This window comes from Iodobacter sp. BJB302 (assembly GCF_002735645.1).
GTDB lineage: Bacteria > Pseudomonadota > Gammaproteobacteria > Burkholderiales > Chitinibacteraceae > Iodobacter.
Window position 1 is genome coordinate 1 of sequence record NZ_PDZG01000035.1, and the last position, 22,831, is coordinate 22,831.

General features: G+C 50.6%; 23 protein-coding genes, 4 tRNA genes and 2 pseudogenes. 13 read left to right on the top strand and 16 right to left on the bottom strand.

Annotation, left to right across the window (positions count from 1 at the left end):
- The coding region (locus tag CSQ88_RS12350) for an IS3 family transposase (RefSeq protein ID WP_143449393.1) at positions 1 to 92 on the top strand (92 nt) is incomplete at its 5' end.
- 65 nt (positions 93 to 157) lie between these two features.
- On the opposite strand, the gene CSQ88_RS12355 is transcribed toward CSQ88_RS12350, so the two are convergent.
- From CSQ88_RS12355 to CSQ88_RS12375, 5 genes are all read right to left on the bottom strand, one after another.
- Positions 158 to 233, bottom strand: a tRNA-Met gene (locus tag CSQ88_RS12355).
- 26 nt (positions 234 to 259) lie between these two features.
- Positions 260 to 335: transfer RNA gene (locus CSQ88_RS12360), tRNA-Met, on the bottom strand.
- Positions 336 to 358: 23 nt separating this feature from the next.
- Positions 359 to 434 (bottom strand) — tRNA-Met (locus CSQ88_RS12365).
- A gap of 41 nt (positions 435 to 475) precedes the next feature.
- A tRNA-Met gene (locus CSQ88_RS12370) sits at positions 476 to 551 on the bottom strand.
- Between the two features lie 131 nt (positions 552 to 682).
- Entirely contained in the window at positions 683 to 1,447 is a 765-nt protein-coding gene (locus CSQ88_RS12375) for a DUF2189 domain-containing protein (protein ID WP_099398404.1), read from the bottom strand.
- Between the two features lie 309 nt (positions 1,448 to 1,756).
- On the opposite strand from CSQ88_RS12375, the gene coxB reads away from it, so the two are divergent.
- From coxB to CSQ88_RS12400, 6 genes are all read left to right on the top strand, one after another.
- Positions 1,757 to 2,851, top strand: coding sequence for a cytochrome c oxidase subunit II (coxB, locus tag CSQ88_RS12380; RefSeq protein WP_218963076.1), 1,095 nt, complete (start codon positions 1,757 to 1,759; stop codon positions 2,849 to 2,851).
- A 10-nt stretch (positions 2,852 to 2,861) separates the two neighbouring features.
- Positions 2,862 to 4,511: a cytochrome c oxidase subunit I gene (ctaD, locus tag CSQ88_RS12385; RefSeq protein ID WP_099398405.1), complete on the top strand. Its 1,650-nt coding sequence runs from the start codon at positions 2,862 to 2,864 to the stop codon at positions 4,509 to 4,511.
- A complete protein-coding gene (locus CSQ88_RS23180; RefSeq protein ID WP_218963077.1) occupies positions 4,504 to 4,599 on the top strand; it encodes a cytochrome oxidase small assembly protein in 96 nt (31 codons plus the stop codon). The genes ctaD and CSQ88_RS23180 overlap by 8 nt, the downstream gene beginning before the upstream one ends.
- A 195-nt stretch (positions 4,600 to 4,794) precedes the next feature.
- On the top strand, positions 4,795 to 5,307 hold the full coding sequence (locus CSQ88_RS12390; RefSeq protein WP_099398406.1) for a cytochrome c oxidase assembly protein: 513 nt from the start codon (positions 4,795 to 4,797) through the stop codon (positions 5,305 to 5,307).
- A complete protein-coding gene (locus tag CSQ88_RS12395) occupies positions 5,304 to 5,477 on the top strand; it encodes a DUF2970 domain-containing protein (RefSeq protein ID WP_099398407.1) in 174 nt (57 codons plus the stop codon). The genes CSQ88_RS12390 and CSQ88_RS12395 overlap by 4 nt, the downstream gene beginning before the upstream one ends.
- A 54-nt stretch (positions 5,478 to 5,531) precedes the next feature.
- On the top strand, positions 5,532 to 6,398 hold the full coding sequence (locus CSQ88_RS12400; RefSeq protein WP_099398408.1) for a cytochrome c oxidase subunit 3: 867 nt from the start codon (positions 5,532 to 5,534) through the stop codon (positions 6,396 to 6,398).
- A gap of 451 nt (positions 6,399 to 6,849) precedes the next feature.
- On the opposite strand, the gene CSQ88_RS12405 is transcribed toward CSQ88_RS12400, so the two are convergent.
- Positions 6,850 to 7,041 (bottom strand): twin transmembrane helix small protein, encoded by a 192-nt coding sequence (locus tag CSQ88_RS12405; protein WP_099398448.1) that lies wholly within the window; start codon positions 7,039 to 7,041, stop codon positions 6,850 to 6,852.
- A 58-nt stretch (positions 7,042 to 7,099) separates the two neighbouring features.
- Here CSQ88_RS12405 and CSQ88_RS12410 point away from each other — a divergent pair, with 58 nt between their 5' ends.
- From CSQ88_RS12410 to cyoE, 4 genes are all read left to right on the top strand, one after another.
- A complete protein-coding gene (locus CSQ88_RS12410) occupies positions 7,100 to 7,711 on the top strand; it encodes an SURF1 family protein (protein ID WP_180273646.1) in 612 nt (203 codons plus the stop codon).
- Positions 7,708 to 8,163, top strand: coding sequence for a hypothetical protein (locus tag CSQ88_RS12415; protein WP_099398410.1), 456 nt, complete (start codon positions 7,708 to 7,710; stop codon positions 8,161 to 8,163). Before CSQ88_RS12410 ends, CSQ88_RS12415 begins: the two co-directional genes overlap by 4 nt.
- A 345-nt stretch (positions 8,164 to 8,508) precedes the next feature.
- The gene (locus CSQ88_RS12420) at positions 8,509 to 9,522 is read left to right on the top strand and encodes a heme A synthase (protein ID WP_099398411.1); all 1,014 of its coding nucleotides are present in this window, start codon (positions 8,509 to 8,511) and stop codon (positions 9,520 to 9,522) included.
- Between the two features lie 2 nt (positions 9,523 to 9,524).
- Positions 9,525 to 10,424: a heme o synthase gene (gene cyoE, locus CSQ88_RS12425; RefSeq protein WP_099398412.1), complete on the top strand. Its 900-nt coding sequence runs from the start codon at positions 9,525 to 9,527 to the stop codon at positions 10,422 to 10,424.
- A gap of 61 nt (positions 10,425 to 10,485) precedes the next feature.
- On the opposite strand, the gene CSQ88_RS12430 is transcribed toward cyoE, so the two are convergent.
- The 4 genes from CSQ88_RS12430 to CSQ88_RS12445 all read right to left on the bottom strand — a co-directional run bounded on the left by CSQ88_RS12430 (position 10,486) and on the right by CSQ88_RS12445 (position 14,171).
- Positions 10,486 to 11,316 (bottom strand): undecaprenyl-diphosphate phosphatase, encoded by an 831-nt coding sequence (locus CSQ88_RS12430; protein ID WP_099398449.1) that lies wholly within the window; start codon positions 11,314 to 11,316, stop codon positions 10,486 to 10,488.
- Between the two features lie 185 nt (positions 11,317 to 11,501).
- The gene (locus CSQ88_RS12435) at positions 11,502 to 11,927 is read right to left on the bottom strand and encodes an SCP2 domain-containing protein (RefSeq protein ID WP_180273647.1); all 426 of its coding nucleotides are present in this window, start codon (positions 11,925 to 11,927) and stop codon (positions 11,502 to 11,504) included.
- Positions 11,924 to 12,799 carry a U32 family peptidase gene (locus tag CSQ88_RS12440; RefSeq protein ID WP_099398414.1) on the bottom strand — a complete coding sequence of 292 codons (876 nt, stop codon included), beginning with the start codon at positions 12,797 to 12,799 and terminating at the stop codon, positions 11,924 to 11,926. The genes CSQ88_RS12435 and CSQ88_RS12440 overlap by 4 nt, the downstream gene beginning before the upstream one ends.
- 373 nt (positions 12,800 to 13,172) lie before the next feature.
- The gene (locus tag CSQ88_RS12445; protein ID WP_099398415.1) at positions 13,173 to 14,171 is read right to left on the bottom strand and encodes a peptidase U32 family protein; all 999 of its coding nucleotides are present in this window, start codon (positions 14,169 to 14,171) and stop codon (positions 13,173 to 13,175) included.
- Between the two features lie 424 nt (positions 14,172 to 14,595).
- Between CSQ88_RS12445 and gnd the strand changes: the two are divergent.
- Positions 14,596 to 15,519: pseudogene (gnd, locus tag CSQ88_RS12450) on the top strand (phosphogluconate dehydrogenase (NAD(+)-dependent, decarboxylating)); the annotation flags it as partial.
- A gap of 44 nt (positions 15,520 to 15,563) precedes the next feature.
- On the opposite strand, the gene CSQ88_RS12455 reads toward gnd, so the two are convergent.
- Positions 15,564 to 16,475 carry a bifunctional helix-turn-helix transcriptional regulator/GNAT family N-acetyltransferase gene (locus CSQ88_RS12455; RefSeq protein ID WP_099398417.1) on the bottom strand — a complete coding sequence of 304 codons (912 nt, stop codon included), beginning with the start codon at positions 16,473 to 16,475 and terminating at the stop codon, positions 15,564 to 15,566.
- Positions 16,476 to 16,725: 250 nt separating this feature from the next.
- Between CSQ88_RS12455 and CSQ88_RS12460 the strand changes: the two are divergent.
- Positions 16,726 to 18,648: pseudogene (locus CSQ88_RS12460) on the top strand (M13 family metallopeptidase).
- A gap of 47 nt (positions 18,649 to 18,695) precedes the next feature.
- Here CSQ88_RS12460 and CSQ88_RS12470 read toward each other — a convergent pair.
- From CSQ88_RS12470 to CSQ88_RS12495, 5 genes are all read right to left on the bottom strand, one after another.
- Entirely contained in the window at positions 18,696 to 19,427 is a 732-nt protein-coding gene (locus tag CSQ88_RS12470; RefSeq protein ID WP_099398420.1) for an AIM24 family protein, read from the bottom strand.
- A complete protein-coding gene (locus tag CSQ88_RS12475) occupies positions 19,427 to 20,068 on the bottom strand; it encodes an AIM24 family protein (RefSeq protein WP_099398421.1) in 642 nt (213 codons plus the stop codon). Before CSQ88_RS12475 ends, CSQ88_RS12470 begins: the two co-directional genes overlap by 1 nt.
- Positions 20,069 to 20,096: 28 nt before the next feature.
- Complete coding sequence (locus CSQ88_RS12480) at positions 20,097 to 20,714, bottom strand: AIM24 family protein (RefSeq protein ID WP_218963078.1); 618 nt, start codon at positions 20,712 to 20,714, stop codon at positions 20,097 to 20,099.
- Positions 20,715 to 20,940: 226 nt separating this feature from the next.
- On the bottom strand, positions 20,941 to 21,399 hold the full coding sequence (locus CSQ88_RS12490; protein ID WP_099398424.1) for a tellurite resistance TerB family protein: 459 nt from the start codon (positions 21,397 to 21,399) through the stop codon (positions 20,941 to 20,943).
- Between the two features lie 191 nt (positions 21,400 to 21,590).
- Positions 21,591 to 22,829 (bottom strand): DEAD/DEAH box helicase, encoded by a 1,239-nt coding sequence (locus tag CSQ88_RS12495; protein WP_099398425.1) that lies wholly within the window; start codon positions 22,827 to 22,829, stop codon positions 21,591 to 21,593.
- Positions 22,830 to 22,831 lie beyond the last annotated feature (2 nt).

Sequence of the window (22,831 nt, forward strand, 5' to 3'; positions counted from 1 at the left end):
ATTACATCCATTACTATAACCACGACCGAATCAAACTGAAGTTAAAAGGGCTGAGTCCTGTGCAATACAGAACCCAGCCCTTGAGCGCCTAGCTTTTATACTGTCCAACTAATTGGGGTCAGTTCAATTCGATTGAATAGCGGCTTTTTTAAATTTTTGGTTGCGGGGACAGGACTCGAACCTGTGACCTTCGGGTTATGAGCCCGACGAGCTGCCAACTGCTCCACCCCGCGACGGGTATTTGCTGCAAATGCATAACTGGTTGCGGGGATAGGACTCGAACCTATGACCTTCGGGTTATGAGCCCGACGAGCTGCCAACTGCTCCACCCCGCGACGGGTATTTGCCAGAGTGCTGCTGGTTGCGGGGACAGGACTCGAACCTGTGACCTTCGGGTTATGAGCCCGACGAGCTGCCAACTGCTCCACCCCGCGACGGGTGCGTTACTTCAAAAATAACTCTGACAATGCATTTCTGGTTGCGGGGACAGGACTCGAACCTGTGACCTTCGGGTTATGAGCCCGACGAGCTGCCAACTGCTCCACCCCGCGACAGAGGGGCGAACTATACAAGAGCTTGTCAGCTGTGTCAATACATAAGGAATACTAAAAACTAAAAACTAATAAATAAAATCTATTGAGCCCTGTAACACACAAATCACAGGGCCCTGTTAATCAATGACTTACTCAACCAAATCCTTATAGGCATACCAAGTGGCATGTCCAAGAAGAGGGAAAATCACCACCAGCCCTACTACCGTGATAAAGCCGACTGCCGTCAGCAAAACAATCAAGGCAGCCCATTGAATCATCACAACACGGTTTTCAGATGTGACCCGCAGGCTGGTCATCATTGCCGTAATGCTGTCGACTTCTCTGTCTGCCAGCATGGGGATAGAAACAGCGGTAAGACCAAATACCAAAAAAGCCAGCAGAAAACCAGCCAGAGTCCAAGCAAGTGTGAACGGTAAAAACTCACCCGTTAAAGAGCTGATATAGCTGACCAGGCTCACATCCTGTCCGCCGTAAAACACGGCAAATAAAATGGCCGAGAAGCGCTCCCAAGCAATAGCCACCATGGCCAGAGCCAGGCCAAGAAAGCCAAGCTGCCCCAAATTAGCCAGCAAATCGCGAATTGACTGCACAAAAGAAGTTGGCCTGCCCTCCTCACGCTCAGAGGTAAGCTCGTAAATGCCCGCCGCACCTAATGGGGCCAGCAATAAAAAGCCCGTAATCGAGGTAGTAAACAAATAAGGATGATTTACAGCAAGAGAGAGAACCAAAGCGCCAACAAGAGTAACAAGCACGCCATACATCAGGCTTGGCCCAGGATGGGCCCATAAATCCTGCCAGCCTTTTTGCAACCAGACTACCGGGCTGTTTGCTGCAACTTCGCGGGTTTTAGGGAGCGTGAAATGCTGATCCAGCACGTCCATATGAATACTCATGGTCTTCCTCCTGGGATGGTACAGATCTATTGTTAGGAGGAGGTTCGTATATTCGAACTTTGCTCCGTCCCTGTGGTGGCAAAAAAGCCGCTGATCACAAAAACCTGTGATCAGTCTGATTTTTAGTACACATACCAAAAGACACAGCAACGTCCAGACAGACGGCAAAAAATCAGGCGCATGTAAGAATTTAAATCTCGAAGCTGACTTGCATATATCAAAACACCTGCTAGCTTGTATTGATAAAGATTAAATTTGCGACCATCCCTGTCAGTCAAGAGGAAGGCGCTACACCCCGGGAGGTGAGTAATGCGAATACTTGCATTGGCTTTAGTGCTGCCTGCTGCCGCACAAGCAGGAAGCATGAACTTCCAGCCAGCTCAATCTGCAATCGCCCACGACATCACAAATCTGCATACCTTGCTTATGTGGGTCATTCTGGTGATTTTTGTGCTGGTGTTTGGAGTGATGTTTTACTCAATATTAAAACACCGCAAATCTCTGGGCCACGCTGCCAAACCCTTCCATGAAAACACCACGGTTGAGATTCTCTGGACCATTATTCCGGCACTTATTCTGGTTGCAATGGCTTGGCCTGCTGCACGGGTAGTTATTGCACAAAAAGACACACGGGATTCAGAAATCACCATTAAAGCCACGGGCTATCAATGGTTCTGGGGTTACAAATACCTGGATCATGGCGTGGATTTTAAAAGCCGCCTCACCACAGACCGTAAGCAAATTGATGAATACCAAGGCAAAGGCAGTGCAAAAGGCGAGCATTACCTTTTAGAAGTAGACGAGCCGCTGGTTGTGCCTGTAGGTAAAAAAGTACGCATCCTGACCACCAGCAACGATGTGATCCACTCCTGGGCGATGCCTGCATTTGGCGTAAAACAAGACGCTATTCCCGGCTTTATTCGCGACACATGGTTTAAAGCAGAGAACACCGGCACCTTTCGTGGCCAATGCTCCGAGCTTTGCGGCAAAGACCATGGTTTTATGCCCATCGTTGTAAAAGTAGTTACCGATAAAGAATTTCAGGATTGGGTAGGCAAGAAGCAAGCCGAAGCCAAAGCCGCTGCCGACGATCCTAATAAAAAATGGACCAAAGACGAGCTGATCGCGCGTGGCCGGACAGTTTATGAAGGCAATTGCGTGGCCTGTCATAAAGCAGACGGTAAAGGTGCAGGCCCTTACCCATCGCTGGCCGGATCCAAAATCGCCACTGGCCCGATTGCAGGTCACTTGGCCATTGTATTGGCTGGCAAAAACGCCATGCCTGCCTGGAATGCGCTTTCAAACACCGAAATTGCGGCAGTCATCACTTACGAGCGCAATAGTTTTGGCAACACCGCAGGCGATGCTCTCTTCCCCGCCGACGTTAAAGCCGCCAGAAAGTGAGGATAAACCCATGACTACTGCACACGACGCGCTCCATACCCCAGCCCACGATCACGCCCATGAGGAACATCATGTTTCCTTTGTGCAGCGCTGGTTTTACGCCACCAATCACAAAGACATCGGTACGCTTTATTTGTGGTTTGCCTTCAGCATGTTTATTACCGGCGGCATTATGGCGCTGTGTATCCGTGCCGAGCTTTTTCAGCCTGGACTGCAATTCTGGCAACCGGAGTTCTTTAATCAGCTGACCACCCTGCATGGCGTGATTATGGTGTTTGGCGCGATTATGCCTGCCTTTACCGGCCTTGCTAACTGGATGCTGCCGCTGATGATAGGCGCGCCGGATATGGCATTTGCCCGGATGAATAACTGGAGTTTCTGGCTATTGCCACCAGCGGCAGCGCTGCTCCTGATTTCATTCTTTGTGCCTGGTGGCGCAGCAGCGGGCGGCTGGACGCTTTATCCGCCGTTGTCGATTCAGGCGGGCATGGGGATGGATCTGGCGATTTTTGCCATCCACCTTTTAGGGCTGTCATCCATTATGGGTTCGATCAATATTGTCACCACGGTGCTGAATATGCGCGCGCCGGGAATGACGATGCTGAAAATGCCCCTGTTTGGCTGGACCATGCTAATCACGGCCTATCTATTGATTGCCGTGGCTCCGGTGCTGGCGGGTGCAGTCACCATGCTGCTCACTGACCGCCACTTTGATACGCACTTTTTCAAGGCAATTGGTGGTGGCGACCCGGTATTGTTCCAGCATATTTTCTGGTTCTTTGGCCACCCTGAGGTTTACATTATGGCGCTGCCAGCCTTTGGTATCGTCAGCCAGATCATCCCCACCTTTGCGCGTAAGCCACTATTTGGCTACGTATCCATGGTGTACGCCACCTGCTCGATCGCGATTCTGTCGTTTATGGTATGGGGCCACCACATGTTTGCCGTGGGTATGCCAGCAAGCACCCAGCTGTTTTTTATGTTTCTGACCATGCTGATTGCCGTGCCAACCGGGGTAAAAGTGTTTAACTGGATCGCCACCATGTGGCAGGGCAGCATGACTTTTGAAACGCCGATGTTGTTTTCCATTGGCTTTGTTTGCCTCTTTACCGTCGGCGGCTTTTCTGGGCTGATCCTTGCGATTGCTCCGGTCGATACGCAAATGCAAGACACCTATTATGTGGTGGCGCATTTCCACTATGTACTGGTGGCGGGCGCGTTATTCAGCCTGTTTGGTGCTACCTATTACTGGCTGCCTAAATGGACCGGCAATATGTATCACGAGGGCCGGGGCCAGTTTCACTTCTGGTGGTCTATGGTCTGGTTCAATGTGACCTTTTTCCCCATGCACTTTTTAGGCCTTGCCGGTATGCCACGCCGTATTCCGGATTACGCCCTGCAATTTACCGACTTTAATGCCATGGCTACGGTAGGCGCATTCTGCTTTGGTCTGGGGCAGATTTTCTTCTTATTTAATGTGATTCACACCATTCGTGGTGGCGTGGGCAAAGCCCCTGCCAAACCATGGGAAGGCGCTAACACACTAGAGTGGGAAGTGCCCTCACCAGCACCACACCACACATGGGAAACCCCGCCTTCTTTAGAGATTGTCGAAAAAGGCCTGAAAGCCCAGGGCCTGCTGGAGGATCATCATGAGTAAAAACCTGCGCACCGCACTGATCACCGCCAGCATCGCCTTCGCCTTTTTTGTGGGGATTATTATCCGGCGCTGGCTGATGGACGTGTAACTTTGTAAAGCGTCCGCAAGAAGCCCTTGCTGACTTTGAAACGGAACTAAATCTTGAACCACAGAGAAAAATGAGGACACAGAGGCCACAGAGAAAACATTAAATCTACGCTATGTTTTCTCAGTAAAACTCTGTGCTTTCTGTGGTTTAAGGTTTAAGGCTCATACAGATTTTCCAGCGCTCCCAAGGTAAACAATGCAAACCACCATCCAGCAAGCCAATCGCAAACTCGCTATACGGATGCTGGTGATTGCCTGCCTGATGTTTGGCTTTGGCTATGCGATGGTGCCGTTTTACGGCGCGCTTTGTAAGGCAATGGGGATAGACCGGGCGAACAGCAATTTTGCCGATGTAAATGCCGCAGTGATCCGGGTGGAATTTGATACCAATGTGGCCGATCAGTTGCCTGCCACGCTGATGGCGCTTGATCCGGTGATGGCAGCTAAGCCCGGTGGCTTAATCAAGGCCAGGTTTCGCTTAAGCAATTTATCAAATCAGCCGCTCAAAGTGCGCGCCATTCCCAGCTTTGCCCCTGCCAGAGCAGCGGGCTTGCTGCAAAAACTGGAATGCTTTTGCTTTGATGCGCTGACTTTAGCGCCCAATGAGCAGCGGGATGTCACCGTAGTGTTATTGGTCGCTAATGAATTACCCGCAGAGCTGGGTGCAGCCACGCTCTCTTACACGCTGCACCCGGAATTGAAATCATGATTGCAGCACTTAAAACGGTACTGGCCGCCTTTTTTGGCGTACGCAGCCGCAAAAATGCCGAGAGCGCCAAGCTGAAACCACAGCAGATCATTGCAGCGGGTTTGTTTTTAGCGCTGTGCCTGGCGCTGGGCGTATTTCTATTGGTGCGGGTATTGATTGCCAATACTTAGGGTGGGTTACGGCAAGAAACCGCCTCACCCACCCTACAATTGATGGAGCTGAAAATGAATGTAGAAAACGGAATTCACGACGCACACTACTATGTGCCAGCCCCGTCGCGCTGGCCCATCGTCGGCTCTGTCGCCTTATTCTGCATGGGGTTGGGCGCTGCTTTTGCCATGAATAGTGTGGCAGCCGGAGCCTGGATTTTGCTGCTGGGCTTTGCCATCTTAATCTGGATGATTTTTGGCTGGTTTGGTGATGTGGTTAAAGAATCGCAAAGCGGCAGCTATGGCCAGCAGGTCGATTACTCATTCCGCTGGGGAATGAGCTGGTTTATTTTCTCTGAAGTCATGTTCTTCGCCGCCTTTTTTGGCGCACTCTTTTACACCCGCACCATTTCTGTTCCTGAGCTGGGCTTTTTTTCTGATACCAATACCCTGCTTTGGTCAGGATTTCATGAAAGCTGGCCCGCCCTGACCGGCCCTAAAGCCGCTCCTTATACCCCCATGGCGGCAATTGGCCTGCCCGCCATCAATACCGCACTGCTCCTTACCTCGGGTGCAACCCTCACCTGGGCGCATTGGGGATTAATGGAAAACAAACGCGGCCAGCTCAAACTTGGCCTACTCTTTACCGTCCTGCTTGGCAGCTTATTTTTAACGCTACAAGCCATCGAATACCACCACGGCTGGACCGAGCTAGGCCTGAAAATGAGCTCCGGCGCTTACGGCGCCACCTTTTACATGCTCACCGGCTTTCACGGCATGCACGTACTGGTTGGCACCATCATGCTCTCTACCATGCTGGTGCGCTCCACAAAAGGCCACTTCAGCCCCGAACACCACTTCGGCTTCGAAGCCGCCGCCTGGTACTGGCACTTTGTGGACGTGGTGTGGCTGATTCTTTTTGTGTTTGTGTATTGGCTGTAAACAACACACTAGAAAACCCAAATCTTGAACCACGGAGAACACGGAGTTTCACGGAGGAAATCCTTAGTCTTTGAGTTTTGAGTTTTATCTAACTCAACAATCTCTGGTTCTTCTCGACTCGTAGCACGGGGCTTTTACCATCCCCTGAGTCCAGCCGAGCGAGGAACAAGCGGCATGGGGAAGTCGTCAATTCGTGTTTGAGCGAAGCGAGTTGAATTGACGCCATGCCGATTGTCCGCAGAGAGGGAACCACGCGAAGCGGGGCGCAGACGTTGGGGTCGCCTTCTTTTGGTTCTTTTCTTGGCGACGCAAGAAAAGAACGCCCCCACGGAGGCTACCGTTCCAAAATCAACGTGCCGAAGGCACTTAAATAAGATCTTTTTAGTTAGCACACAAAAACGGCAGGTTTCACCCGCCCTACAAAAGCAGTCCAAAAGAAAAACAAAAACACTCATGCATTGGGATGTATCCACCCCATCCCATAAGCAATCAATAACAAAACAAATAAAGCAATCGACAAGCCCACCCTCAGTGTCAGAGCACGCACTACCTGCGTGGATCGCCCGCCGCGAACCAGCTGTAAGAGTGCCCGCCCGAGGGCGATGATGATAACCAGGAGCAGGATGATGGCAACAATTTTCATGGAAAACCCTCCGTCTACTCCCATCTTAGCGCAACGTCGCCGATATGCGCTCGTCTGTTTGGCAACCCTCATCCTGATTACTTTTTGCATGGGCCTGTGGCAGCTCAGCCGCGCAAACAATAAACAATTATTGATTGAGCAACAGGCAAAACAAGAAGCACTTCCCCCTCTGCTGTGGGCCAGGGGCACTCCCCCCTTATTCCGCCCACTCAGACTGACCGGCCAATGGCTGCCACAAGCCCAGATTCTGCTTGATCACCGGATTGAAGCCGGGCAGATCGGCTATCACGTCATCACCCCTTTTCAGCTGAGTGATCACAGCATCGTACTGGTCAACCGTGGCTGGTGGCCGGATACACAGCCCCCCCAAGCCAGCCCCAGCCCCATCGTCAGCACTCAGGCATGGCCGCGTTATATCGAGCTGGCCCAAACCCTGCCAGCAGACCACATTTTTCAGAATATCAACCCGGAGCGCTTTGCCGCATGGAGCAAGCTGCCCCAGCCCATTGCCTATGCGCTGATGCAAGAAAGTAAAGATGGTTTGATTGTGCAACACAGCCAGCCCGCTATCCCGCCAGAACGGCACCTTGCCTATACCGCCACATGGTGGGGAATGTGCTTAGCAGGCATTTTTCTTTGGAGACGTTTTAAAAGGGAGACAGAACTATGAAAGGACGCACCGTACTCATCGCTTGCTTTATGTTATCCCTGCTACCTGTATTAGCTGCACAAGCCGTTTGGCAGTGGTGGAGACCAGTTGGCGGCAATAGCTTTGGCGAGCTGCTCGCCACGCCCATCGCAGCACCCGGCCCCTGGCGATTAGCCGCTGCCGATGCCGCTTGCAGCGAGGTGCACAGCAAGCTGCTCTTTGCCGCCGGGCAACTGCGGCTGGCTCAGGGCGAAGCCAGCCAGCGAATTGTGCGCGCCAGCTTTTGCCCCTCTGATAACGCCGATATCGCCTACCTGCCCAGCCACGCCCCCGATAACGGCCTTTACCTGATCGACCCCCACGGCAACGCCGTACTGCGCTACTCCAAAGAGCAACTATCTAACGACGACGGCAGACGCAAGGCACTGAAAGAAATTGGGCAGGTTTTGAAAAATAATAAAGCGATGGGTTAAAGCTGGAGGATAGATGTAGCTACAAAGGAGCAAAGAAAATAACTTTATTTATTTGCAAACAGCAAAAAAATCGAAATGACCGCGCTCTCTGCACGGGGCTTTAGAGTCCCCTTGAAACACGCCGAAGCGAGGAACAAGCGGGCGGGGTTTCGGCGAGGACTGTCTGAGCGAGCGAAGCGAGTGAGTTCCGCAGCCGCCGCTCGATTGTCCGCAGATGAGGGGCCTTCGTGTTTCGTGGGGCGGCCTTCTTTTGGTTCTTTTCTTGGCCGTTCAAGAAAAGAACGCCCCCGCGGTGGCTACCGCTCCTAAACCAACGTGCCGAAGGCACTGACTAGGAACCACTCAATGAAACCACTGCTCTGCCTTACCCTGATCTGGACTTTTTGTCTGGTGATGCTGGGTGCTTATGTGCGGCTTTCTGATGCGGGTTTGGGCTGCCCGGACTGGCCGGGCTGCTACGGGCAACTTGGCGCACCAGATGAAGCACATGAGATTGCCCGGGCCAGTGCAGACTTTGGCCGAGATATGAGTGGCGAAATAGAGCCTGCCAAAGGCTGGAAAGAAATGATCCACCGCTATTTTGCAGGTGGATTAGGGATATTGGTCTTAGCGGTTTGCTACTTGCTCTGGCAAAAACGCCCACAGCTCAGCCGCATCAGTATTCTTTTGCCACTGGCCGTGATTATTTTTCAGGCTCTGCTGGGAATGTGGACCGTTACCATGAAGCTGATGCCCGTCGTGGTCACGGCACACTTGCTGGGTGGCATGGCGCTGCTGGGCCTGCTGACCTGGCTTGCCTCTCGTGCCACTTTAGCGCCTCAGCTGCCCGGCCAGCTGCGCCCGCTCTTGATCATCAGCCTGATCACCATCGTGCTGCAAATTGCCCTCGGCGGCTGGGTATCAACTAATTATGCGGCGCTGGCCTGCAATGGTTTCCCCTTATGCCAGGGCAGCTTTGCCGCACCTCAAGGTTTAAGCGAAGCCATGCAGCCGATACGCCAGCTGGGGCAGACAGCAGCGGGTGAATCACTAACGATTCATCACTTAGCCGCTATCCACTGGCTGCACCGGCTGGGTGCTTTACTGCTGCTTATCTGTATCAGTGCGCTGATCTGGCAGCTGCGCAAAGCCAGCCCCAAGTGGGCAGGGCTGATTGCTGCGGCGCTGCTGCTGCAAATCTCGCTGGGCATCAGCAATGTCTGGCTGGATTTACCGCTGCCACTGGCTGTGGCGCATAACGGCGGAGCGGCGATTTTGCTGATGCTGGTGGTGGCTGCATTAGCACAGGTTTTTCCCGTTCATCAGCAAGCAACAAGCAGCGTCTTTAACACCGCTTCCCCTAAACACTCAGGAGCCTGACCATGCGTACTCTCGTCCTTACCCGCTCCCATGCCCAGCTGGCTGAGCTGCTGAAACTTGGCAAGCCGCGCGTCATTGCCTTGATTGTGTTCTGTGCCGTGGTTGGCATGTTGCTGGCCACGCCACAGCTGCCATCCATCACCCTGCTGCTTGCTGCCACAGCGGGAATTGGGCTGGTAGCCAGTGGCGCTGCTGCTTTTAACTGCCTGATCGAAGTAGAGCGCGATGGAAATATGCGCCGTACCCAGCAGCGCCCGCTGGTCAAAGGCTCGCTAAAACACAGCGACGCCCTGCTCTATGCCCTGATCACCACCGCAGTGGGGCTGTGGCTGTTGGCTGCGTTTGTAAATATGCTGACGATGTGGCTGACGCTGGCTACCTTCTTTGGCTATGCAGTGATTTACACCCGCTTACTGAAAGCCGCCACGCCGCAAAACATTGTGATTGGTGGTGCATCAGGCGCTATGCCACCAATCTTGGGCTGGGCCGCCGTCACCGGCAGCGTGCCGCCCGAAGCGATGATTTTATTTTTGATTATTTACACATGGACGCCGCCGCATTTCTGGGCGCTGGCGCTCTACCGCCGCGATGAATATGCAAAGGCAGGCCTGCCGATGTTGCCCATCACCCATGGGCTGGCCTTTACCAGATTATCTATTCTGCTCTACGCCGCCATCCTGGCCGCAGTCACCGCCCTGCCTGTGGCATTAGGCATGAGCAGCTGGTTGTATGGAATCAGCGTGGCCGTGCTGAATACAGGGTTTTTATCGCGGGCTTTTAAACTATGGCAGGAAGAGGATGAAGCGAAAGGTGATGTGATTGCGCGGGAATTATTCAGATATTCGATTAAATATCTGGCGTATTTATTTGCGGCTTTGTTACTGGATCATTGGGTGATTTAAGAATGGGGAGTGGGGAATTTGAAGTGCTACTCCCTACTCCCTACTCCCTACTCCCCAAAAATTAAACCGTCCAGCTCACCAGGCCACTGTAAGCCGTTGCCAGTACGATCAGGCCAAAGGCAATCCGGTAATAGGCAAAGCCTACAAAGGTATGGGTAGAAACAAACTTAATCAGCGCGCGAATAGCAATAAAAGCAAAGATAAACGAGGCAATAAAGCCCACTGCAAAGACGCCGCTGTCGCCAATATCTAATTCATGGCGGTGTTTAAGCAGGCTGTAAATCGAAGCCGCACCCAGCGTTGGAATCCCTAAAAAGAAAGAGAACTCAGTTGCGGCCTTGCGGGAAATGCCGAGGAACATGCCGCCAATAATGGTAGCGCCAGAACGGCTGGTGCCGGGAATCAGGGCTAAACACTGGCAAAGCCCCACTTTTAAGGCATCTTTCAGGCTGAGATCATCCACCGTTTCAATGACCGGGGTTTTATTAACCTGGCGTTTTTCCGCCCAAAGAATAATCAAACCACCCACAATAAACGCCATCGCCACCGGCACTGGCTGGAATAAATGCGCCTTAATCGCTTTGCTGAACAGCAGGCCTAAAATAGCCGCAGGAATAAACGCAATCACAACCGCCAGCAATAAATTACGCTCGCCACCTGGCTTAACCGCGCCGGTTAAGGTGCTCACCAGCTTGGCACGGTATTCCCACACAACCGCCAGCATAGCGCCCAGCTGAATAAAGATTTCATAAACGTCGCGCTTTTCCTTGCTCATAAAATTGAGCAAATCACCGGTTAAAATCAAATGACCCGTGCTGGAAATCGGCAAAAACTCAGTAATACCCTCAACCATGCCCATAATGAGCGACTTAAACAGCAATACGATATCCATTGATAATCTGCCAATAGCCTGAAAAGAGAAGCGCATTATATCTGCGCAATCTTATTCACTGATTAAGATCTGATGTTTATTGCAAGGATTTACATTGGAGCCTGTTGGCTTATTTTTTGCAGGGCGGGTAAAACCAATCGTGCTCTATGTGTGCCCGCTGTCTGCAAACCTTTTAAAACACCAAATCAAACCGGTAAATGCGCACGCAATCTGCTGGGCAGCCATGCCAGCAGAGGCTCAAAATCAGTCGCATCCATCAGGTTTTTTAGCGTAAGGCCCAGCTCGGTATCGCCCTCAATGCTTAAACGCCGCTGAAAAAACAGCGTGTCCGGGTCTTCCAGGCGGCGGGCCAGTACCAGGTAATCAGCAAGGCTGGCGCTGAAAGTGACATCCGCTGCACCGGTCCCTCGCTTAAAGCAGCCATTCTGAAAAGAAAGCGTCAGGCCACGGCCAATATCCAGCACTTCTAAGCGGATATTTCGCCCGGCCAGCCATGCAAAATCTTCCTCCGGCCACAGCTTGTTTTTAACCAGATTTAAACTGCTGGCCAGGGCGATAGCCACTGGGGCATCGGGAAGTTTTAATAAAACAAATTGACGTAAGTGCTTCATACACATTCCTTTATGCCCGCTTCGCCATGCCAATAACCATTCACAAGCCCCTGTGGATAAGCTGTTGAAAAGTCGTGGATAGCGTCGGGATAAGTACTTTTTTCAGCATACGCAGCAACCAGCTCAGCCGTGCAGGCGGATTGCGGACTAATGCGCAGATAATCAATGCCCATCTGCGCCATTTGTGGCAATTCGCTGTAGAGCGACTGGCAGGCGGAAGACTGAGTCTGAATGCCGTTCAGGCGCAAAAATCCTTGGCCTTCACGGGTAGAAACCAACTGCCCGTCGGCATGGTCCAGGCAGCGAAACTCACAGGCATCTTTGCTCAGGCCGTAATAACGCGCGGTAAAGCAGCGGGCCGAAAACGCCAGTGGTAAATGGCCGTGCACAAAGACTTCGGTTTCGATAGCGCTGGTTTTTTCGGCCAGAATAGCGGCGATATCGGCCTGGCTGCTTTCCAAAGAAGGCACCCAGCGCATCGCGCCCTGAGCCGCAAACCAATCCAAAGCCGCGCCGTTATAAATATTAAGATGCGGCCCGGCCACAAAGCGCATTCCCAAATCCCGCGCCACTTTAACCGCGCCTAAATCATTGGCCTCAATACAGCCCCCCGCCTCGGCCAACCTTTTTAAGCTGGAAAGATCACTGGCGGATTCCAACAACGCCTGCGATGAAATCACCACCTCTTTACCCGCAGCACGCAGCTGCTCCGCCACTTCCAGCCAATCCGCACTGCGCAACTCGTGGCGGCGCGAGCAAACCACCTCGCCCAGATAGATCACATCCACCGGCCAAGTTGCTGCCCCGGCATAAAAATCCAGCACCTGCTGCTTAGGCCAGTAATAAAGAATGGGGCCAAGAGAGAGTTTCATTGTTATTCCTGTATAAAGCGTCGGGGCTCACCCCATATGCGCTAACTGCCTTGATTTTAAAATTCAAATGAAGCAAAAACTAAGCTATGGCTACGTTATCTGCATAGGGCTTTTACCTCCCCTGAAAACGCGCCGAGCGAGGAACAAGCGGGGCGGGGTTTCGGCGAGGATGTTTGAGTGAGCCTGCGAGCGAGTCCCGCAGCCGCCGACTCGATTGTCCGCAGCGAAGGAGTTTCGCGTTTGTGGGGTCGCCTTCTTTGCTTACTTTCTTGGCGAAGCAAGAAAGTGAGTCCCACGCGGGGGACTCCCGCACCCAAATACCGTGCCGAAGGCACTTAAAAACGTATCAAAACCCCATGGGCAAAACCTATCCTCATCGCCACGGCCTGCTATAAGCCCCCAGCGTTTGCTGATGCCCTTCGGACACTTTATCCAGCGTGGCTTGCCATGCAGGTTTAACTGAATAACGCGGGTCGGCGCAGGCATCGATCGCCATGCGTAAAGTTTTAGTCACCTCGGCCACATAAGAAGGGCTGCGCTGGCGGCCTTCTACCTTGATGGCAGCCACGCCGATGCGCATCAGCTCGGGCAAAATCGACAGCGTATTCAGGCTAGTCGGCTCTTCCATGGCGTAATAGGTATCGCCATCGACTTCAAAACGGCCCTTGCACAGCGTGGGATAACCAGCAGGCTCGCCTGCCTCAAAACGATCGATCAGTACGCCATTTAGGCGCGCATCCATACGCTCGCCCTGTTTATCCCAGCGTACAAACTGCGCTGGGGAACATACGCCGTGGGTATTGGGCGACTGGCCAGTTACATAGCTGGATAAAATGCAGCGCCCTTCCGCCATCACACAGAGGCTGCCGAAACCGAATACCTCGATTTCTACCTTGGTGTTTTTAATCACGTACTCCACCTGCGGCAGAGTCAGCACGCGCGGCAATACGGCCCGGCGCACGCCAAAGCTCTCAAAGGCTAAATTGATGGCTTCAAAATTAGTCGCCGAGCCTTGCACCGATAAATGCAGATGCAAATGGGGATGAGTGCGATGGGCATAATCCAGCAGACCAAGATCAGCCAGAATCACCGCATCCGCGCCCAGATCGGCCGCTTTGTCCACCGAAGCACGCCAGTCGGCAATGCGCCCCGGCTGGGCGTAGGTATTAATCGCGATTAATATTTCACGGTTTTTAGCATGAGCGTAGCGCACGCCCTCGCTGAGCTGCGCATCGCTAAAATTGAGGCCAGCAAAATTTCTGGCATTGGTGGCATTTTTAAAACCGAGGTAAACCGCGTCGGCGCCTTGGTCAACGGCGGTTTTTAAGGCAGGCAGGCTGCCCGCTGGGCAAACAAGTTGGGGCAGGGCCATAAGCACCCCCGAAGTATAAACAGAGGCAGCTTACAGGCAGGTGACAACATGCTTTTTAAGCTAAATCAAACTAAGCCTAGAATAGCGCGCAGAAAAAAGCGTGCGTCTGCAAAAATGCAGCTACGCACGCCCCAAACACCCACACACAGAGAGTCTTTTCACAAAGCCCACACGCTTTGCGACGACTTTTTAATCATAGTGCACTGCAATATATTTTGCCTTAATCGAGATCAATTTTGCTGAAATAAGCAAAAAATTCTTAGAAAACAACGAAAAACACCGTTTACTGCGTTTTGTAGGCATTTGCTTCGCACTACGCACCGAGCATAGTGCCATAATTCCCAATTGGCAGACACTGGACTAAGGTTCATGCTGCACGCTATTCCCGCCGGGGCACAACCCCGGCAACGAAAACCAACAAACAAGGATGCTCAAAATGCAAATTGCAATGATTGGCCTCGGTAAAATGGGCAGTAATATGGCACGCCGTTTGGCTGCTGGCGGAGCCACCGTATTTGGCTTTGACGTAAGCGCCGAAACACGTAACCAACTTGCCGCAGACCACGCCAATATCCGCAGTTTTGACTCCGTAGCCAGCCTGATTGCAGAATTACCAAGCCCGCGCGTGGTATGGATGATGCTGCCAGCCGGTGAAATAAGCGAAACCATGTTTGGTGAGCTGACAGCACTGATGGCACCAGGTGATTTAATTATTGATGGCGCAAACGCCATGTATAAAGACTCACAACGCCATGCAACAGAACTGAACGCCAAAGGCTTTAAGTTTATGGATGCGGGCGTATCTGGCGGCGTATGGGGCTTAGCTAACGGCTACACCATCATGATTGGCGGCGAAAAAGACGCATTCGCGATGGCAGAGCCATTCGTTAAAATCCTGGCTCCGGCATCGGATCGCGGCTGGATTCACGCTGGCCCGGCAGGCAGCGGCCACTACGTGAAGATGGTTCACAACGGTATTGAATACGGCATGATGCAAGCTTTTGCCGAAGGCTTTGCCCTCTTGGAAGCCAAAAAAGAGCTGAATCTTGATCTGGCTGAAGTGGCTGAAACATGGCGTCATGGCTCGGTCATCCGCTCATGGCTGCTCGACTTAACTGCCGACACGCTGAAAAACGATACCAAGCTCGATGATATCAAGCCATTTGTTCCAGATTCTGGCGAAGGCCGCTGGACAGTACTGGAAGCCGTTGAGCTGGGCGTTCCTGCTCCGGTTATCGCAGCGTCGTTATTCCAGCGCTACACCACCCAGGGTAAAGGCGATTACGTCGCTAAATTGCTTTCCATGATGCGCAATGCCTTTGGCGGCCATCATGTGGCAAAGAAGTAAGTGACTTACTCAAAAAAAACCCGTCTTTTTTAAGACGGGTTTTTTTATAGATCGAGCAGCATAAAGATTTCACAAGAGTGATGACCCGTTGCCCCCATGGGCTCTGCAATTTGCCTGAAACCCATTTTTTTATAGAGCGCCAGTGCAGCAGGAAGGCAGGCTGTTGTTTCTAAATAGCACTGCCGGTATCCCGCCTGCCGCGCAAAATCACACGCCATGATCAGCAAACGCTTTCCCAGCCCCAAGCCCCTGCAATCATCCAATAGATACATCTTTTGCAATTCACACACCGATGCATCTGCCCCGGCCAGCGGCGCAATTCCTGCCCCGCCTGATAAAGCCCCCGACTCTTTTTGAATCACCCAATAAGCCGCCCCAGCCTCTTGATAACATGGGTAAAGCTGATCCAGATGGGGATCTGCCACACCATAGCCACGCTCTTCACTCAGGCCATGCTCGGCAGAAACCTGCCTGATCACCGCAGCAACTGCAGCATTATCCGTTTCTGCCATCAGCCGAATTTCATAGCCCTTTTGCGAACGGGCTGCGTTTAAAGCCTGCCGGTATAAATCCAAGCCCGCCTGCAGGCGCTGCTGCTCAGCCGAATCCAGTTGCTGTAAAACGCATTCAATTTCTGCATCATATTCAGCATGCACAGCACGTAAAACGTCCCGCCCGGCCAAGGATAAAACAGCCTGCTTGCTGCGCTTATCGCTGGCATGAGCCTGCCATTGAATCAGCCCCTCTTCTGCTAATTTTTGCAGTGTGCGGCTGATATTGGATTTATCGATACGCAAACGCTCAGCTAACTGTAAATTAGTCTGCATGGCCTGCTCCAGCTCGATCAGAATATGCGCCTCAACAGGGCTGAGATCGACCTTGCCGCATTTTTTTGAAAACACGCCCAGCTCGCGGACAATATCCCGTGATACGGCTCTTAATGATCTGGCATTCATAGCGGCTCAAATATAGTTGCGATTTACAACTATATTTCATTCTTTCAAAAAACACCACAAGCAGCTGATATTTTGCATCTCGCTTACCCCAATATATTTAAACAGCATAGCCACGTAAATTCATCACTCACCTCTCAATCAATAAGACCTCCGCCCAATGCCTAATTCAATTCGCACCGCCATTGCTGCGCTATTTATTGCAGGCTCGGCATTCAGCCATGCCAATAATCTGGTTTTAGAAGCCGGTGCGATGGACAGATCGGCCGATCCTTGCAGTAATTTTTATCAATATGCCAATGGCAACTGGCTGGCGAATCATCCTGTGCCTGCGGATCGTGCCCGCTATGGGGCTTATGATGAAGTTTTTGAGCGCAATCTCACGGCGCTTAAAAATATTATTGAAACTGCAGCTAAATCAAACAGTGCCAACCCTTCCGTACAAAAAGTAGGCGCATTTTATTTAAGCGGGATGGATGAGGCGCGTTTAGAGGCAGAAGGCGCTAAACCACTGGCAGAGCAATTAGCCCGGATCAGCGCAATTAAAACGCAGGCAGACCTTATTCAGGTATTAGCACAGCTGCATAAAGAAGGCATTAATTCGCTGTTTGATTTTAATGTAAGCCAGGATGCAAAAAATTCACTGCGCTATATTATGGATTTATCTCAGGGCGGCTTAGGTTTGCCCGATAGAGATTACTATTTAAAAACCGACAGCAAGCACCAAAAACTACGCCGGCAATATAAGGCACATTTGGTGCAAATATTTGGCCTGCTAGGCGATAGCCCGCAGGCCGCAGAAAAAAATGCCATTCGTGTGATTCGTTTAGAAACAGGCCTTGCCCGTGCATCAATGACAAAAGTTGAGCAACGTAATCCTGAAGCCACTTACCATTTGCTTAATTTAAATGGCCTGCAAAAAATCAGCCCGCACTTTGCATGGCAAGCTTATTTTGAAGCGATTGGTGTCAGCAAGCCCTCTGATATCAATGTTTCACAGCCAAAATTTTTTAGCCATATCAGTCAGGCAATGGGCTCAGTACCATCAGATGATTTAAAAACCTATTTGCGCTGGCACTTGGCGCATGCGCAGGCCAAATATCTTTCTTCTGATTTTGTAAACGCCGATTTTGCTTTTTACAGCCAGACACTGACTGGCGCAAAAGAATTAAGGCCTCGCTGGAAGCGGGTATTAAAAAGCCTGGACCAAAATCTGGGCGAAGCACTGGGTGAGCTCTATGTTGCAGAATACTTTAGCCCCGCAGCCAAAACCGAAGCGCTGGAAATGGTGGCAAACATTAAGCTGGCCATGGCAGAGCGTATTAAAAGTTCAGATTGGATGAGTGCAGTAACTAAAGAGCAGGCATTAAAAAAACTGGATAAGGTTGTGGTCAAAATTGGCTACCCGGATATCTGGCGCGATTACAGCAACCTGCAAATTACTAAAGAATCGTATGCGGCGAATATCCGCCGTGGCCATGAGTTTGAATTTAAACGGCAGCTGGCTAAACTGGGCAAAGAAATTGACAGAAATGAATGGGGAATGACACCTTCTACAGTGAATGCCTATTACAACCCAGGCATGAATGAAATGGTTTTCCCTGCGGGTATATTGCAAGCGCCACTATTTCACGTTAATGCCGACAGTGCCAGTAATTATGGCAATACCGGCGCCACTATCGGCCACGAACTCATTCATGCTTTTGACGATGAAGGCAGCCAGTTTGATGGTGATGGCAATTTAAAAAGCTGGTGGACTAAGGAAGACAGAAAGAACTTTACCCGGCGGGTTACACGAATAGAAAAATAATTTGATGAATTTAATCCGCTTGATAAGCTGCATATCAATGGCAAGCTCACTGCGGGTGAAAATATTGCCGATCTGGGTGGATTAACCATTGCCTTTCAGGCCTTAAAGAAATCTTTGGCCACCAAGCCACAGGCAGAGAAAATAGATGGCCTTAGCCAGGAGCAACGCTTCTTTATTGCCAATGCACAAAGCTTCAGAAGTAATACCCGGCCGGAAGAATTACGCCTGCAAATACTCACCGACCCGCATGCGCCAGAAAAATACCGGGTGATTGCGCCAATTGCCAATATGCCAGAATTTGCGGCGGCTTTTTCATGCGATAAATCAGCATTAAGAAGTGAAGATAAGCGGGTTAATATTTGGTAGATTAATTTCAGGATGGGCATAAAATGTGCCCATCCTGAGAAGATCCTCTAAGCTTTTAAGTTTTGCGCTACAAATCCATTCAGGCTGTTTAATTCACTTTTATTTAAAGATGGCAATTGAGAAATAATATGCGCCAGTGCAGAGTGATCATTCAGGCCAAATTCTGAAGATTGAATCAGCACCGTGCCCTGCCCACTGAAATCAATCTGCTTTTCTTCTCCTGATAAAGTAATGCTGGTCATGGCACCCACCGCCGACAATACATTAGTTACATGCTCGTAATCATAGCGATATGAAGGGCTGGGGCAATCTGCCCAGCCTAAAATGGCCTGCTCATCCACGCGGCATGGCAAATCTAAAAAATGTACCGGGCCATTACTTGAGGCGATTAACTTACCATTGCCCATCAAGGTCAGAAAACCTGGCATGGTGGATTCCTGGCAAATAATATTTTTGCTGAAACCCAGCAAATGGCTGGCTTTAATGGTCATATTGGCGTCTTCAAGATCATAGCAGGCAATATCATTGCCATTATCTCCAAGAATCAATTGCCCCTGCCCTTTTGCAACGACAAAATGATTAATATAAAGCGGGGAATTAAATGATTGCTTAACCAGGATATCCAGCAGGCTTGAGCCCAGCGCATTAAATTGCAGCTGCCCATAAAATGCAATCATTTTACCCTTACGGATAAATATCTCATCGGCCACATCCACCACAAAGGCAAAGCGATTCAGATTATCGTTTTTGGGTAAATTACCGGGATTATAAATAGTCATTATCTTTCACTCGCCTGAATATAAACCGTGCCCTGCCCCATAAACTTCACCTGATAGGATTCGCCCGAAGCCTGCCCGACAAAAGTTTTCCAATTTAAATCGGTCACAATGGCAGAAGTCAGATTTCCTTTGTGGCCGATATAGGCATTAGGATCAACAAACACCGGCTGCTCGGCAGTAACTGGCAAGGCAATCGCATTACCATCCGATAAAATCGCCATTTCGCCTGTGCCTTGCAAGGTGGTGGTAAACAACCCCTGCCCGCTCACAGCGCCACGCACCATGCTCTGCACGCCGCCCTGATTGCCCAAAAACATCGTGCCAACGGTAAGCCGTGCATCGTAGGCGAGCAGTGTTTCGCTCTCTACATACACCATCTCATTATTGACCTGAATAATGCTGACAAATAATCCATTGTGCCCGTAATAAACTTTTCCCGATCCTTTTGCCACCATCACAGCATTGCTTTCGCTCGTTACCGTGCGCATCGCCAGGTCTTGCACTCCGCCACCGGCCAGAAAAGAGCGGGCGAAATTCACCTTACCCTGATAGGCAATCATTGAGCCTTTTTTGGCAAAGACTTCTTCGTTACTCAGGGTGATTTCAATCAGTTTTTCATTGATTTGCGTGTAAGAAGGCATGGCTTAATCCTTAAATGGCAGGCTAGTTTTAACGCTCAGCAGGCTGGATATACACCACGCCCTGGCCGGTAAACTTAAATTGATAAGATTCACCCGATGCCTCGCCCACCATCGTCCGCCAGTTCACATCAAACACAAACTCTTGCGAGATATTACCCTTGTAGCCAATAAAGGCATCCGGATCCACAAACAAGGGGTAATTTGGCCCTACTTCCAGCGTAATCAGATTGCCACGCGAAATCACCGCGATATTGCCGCTGCCTTCTACCGTGGTAGTAAATAAGCCCTGGCCCGATGCTGCCCCGCGCAGGCCAGCAAATGTGGTATTGGTTTTAAGGCCCATGTCGTAAGCCAGCAGGCTGCTGCTTTCAATAAACAGCTTTTCATTTGCCAAAGGAATCACGGCAATTTCGGCCGCATTATGGGCAAAAAACACTTTGCCCGTGCCACTGGTTTGCATCAGCGACATACCTTCGTTAGTGACCTTGCGCTTAAGTGCACCAAACAAACCTTCACCGCCCAGAATGGCTTTTTCAAACTTAACCGAGCCGGTGTAAGCCACCATTGCACCGGCAATCGCCAGTACTTTTTCATTCTGCAAATCCACCTCTAACAGGCGATCCGAATTGATTCTGAAACTGCTCACTACGCCTCTCCTCATAATGCAGATGACTGGCAGATGGATACCAGCGGCTATTTATCTGACATAATACTGGATAAAAGCAGTGAATTTAGCAAGGATAATGCAGGCAGATAAACATAATATATTTTGTGTTTCTTACATAACATCCCTGCATAACCAGGCTTACAGTGTTCTCTAATTATTTGAGGCAAAAAAAAACCTGCCTGAGCAGGTTTCAATACAATCATCATTAATTTAAACCAAACTCTGCTTCGTTCAGCGCCAGCTCATGGCAAATGGCAATCACCATTTTCTTCTCGCTTGCATCAAAATCACCATCGGCAATACCAATAGCACAACAAACTCGAACCATTAATTTGCCTGCATCAGTATTGCTTTTAATTTTAGCGATTGTTTTAAGCGCTTCTGCCTTGCCAATTTCATAATCAAAATCAAATTTCAGCGCTACTTTATTAAATGAATCGATCACATCAGCCTGATCAAATACTTTTAATTCATCCGAATTATTAATATAGCCCAGTATTTTCTGCTTTTCATCTGCACTAATCTTACCGTCACTACTTGCAACTAAAGCACAGCCTGCAATCACTGCATTTAAAAAATCTTTATTTTTAAATTTAGTTACTTCATTAGCCAGCATTGTGCTGGCATCCTGACCCATCTTTTTGATCGAATCTAATAAAGCCATGGTCTGTCTCCTGCTGAGTTTAAGCAAACGATGAGGATCTAAAATAGATGATACTCATGTTTAGGTCTGCGGCAGAAGAAATAGTTCATTTATACCCAATAATGATACAAATCTGATTGGGTATAAATAATTATTCAGAAATTTAAATCAATTCAATAAAGTTGCAATGCAACAAATACATTGGCATTCTTTTATTGATTTTCTTGTTCTGCGCGTGCAGCCGCAGCACGTAATTTATCTTTTTTACTCATGCGCACACCCTTCACCCCGCCTGTATTTACTACAGCAGGCATGCTGGTCAGCCTGGCTTCAAAACCAGCCAGCACTTCGCGGTTCAGGCGGATATTCAGGCGATTTTCAATCAGACGAAAATGCGCTTCGGTGGCGGCACTGATCAGGCTGATCGCCGTGCCACTCGCGCCATTTCGGCCGGTGCGGCCAATACGGTGGGTGTAATCAACCGGTGAGCGCGGCAAATCATAATTCACTACAAACGGCAGACCATCGATATCGATACCACGGCCAGCCAGATCGGTCGCTACCACCACTTGCAGGCTGCCCGATTTAAATTCCGCCAGGACCTGATTGCGGCGGCCCTGGCTAAATTCGCCATGAAAAGGCGCAGCGTTAATACCCTTGGCGTACAGCGTATTGGCAAGCTGCTCGCTGCCATGCTTGCTGGCCACAAACACCAGCATCCGCTGGCCTGCATTTTCTTTGATCAGATGCGCGAGTACATCAGCACGGCGCCCGGCATCCACAAAAACAGCCCGCTGCAGGATATCCGGCTGCGTGGTTTCGGTGGAAGCAATCATCACCCGTGTTGGATTATTTAATATGCCTGTCGCCAGCGCGTTCACATCGTCTGGAAAAGTAGCCGAGAAAAACAGGCTTTGGCGCTTAGCCGGCAGCAGCGCCAGGATGCGGTTAATTTCGGCAGCAAAGCCCATATCCAGCAAGCGATCGGCTTCGTCCAGCACGAGAGTATTAAAAAACTCCGGCCGAACCGCGTTCTTGTCGATTAAATCCAGCAAACGGCCAGGCGTTGCCACCAGCACATCAGCACCACCGCGCAGCTGCATCATCTGCGGGTTAATCGCCACGCCACCAAATACCGTCCCCAGCTTGATAGGCCGAGTCATTTTGCCTAAAGCCGCCAGCAAGCCCTTGATCTCGTTCCCCACCTGCACTGCCAGCTCACGCGTTGGCACCAAAATCAGCGCCTTGCTGCTGTCCGTCGTCATCAGATGCAGCAGTGGCAAAACATAAGCAGCCGTTTTGCCCGAGCCGGTCTGAGCCTGCGCCAGAATATCCTCCCCCCACAGCACAGCAGGAATCACCTCCGCCTGAACCGGCGTAGGAGTGATATAGGATTTTTTGCTGGCAGCAAGTAAAACGGCGGGTGACAGACCCAGAGCGGAAAAGGACATGA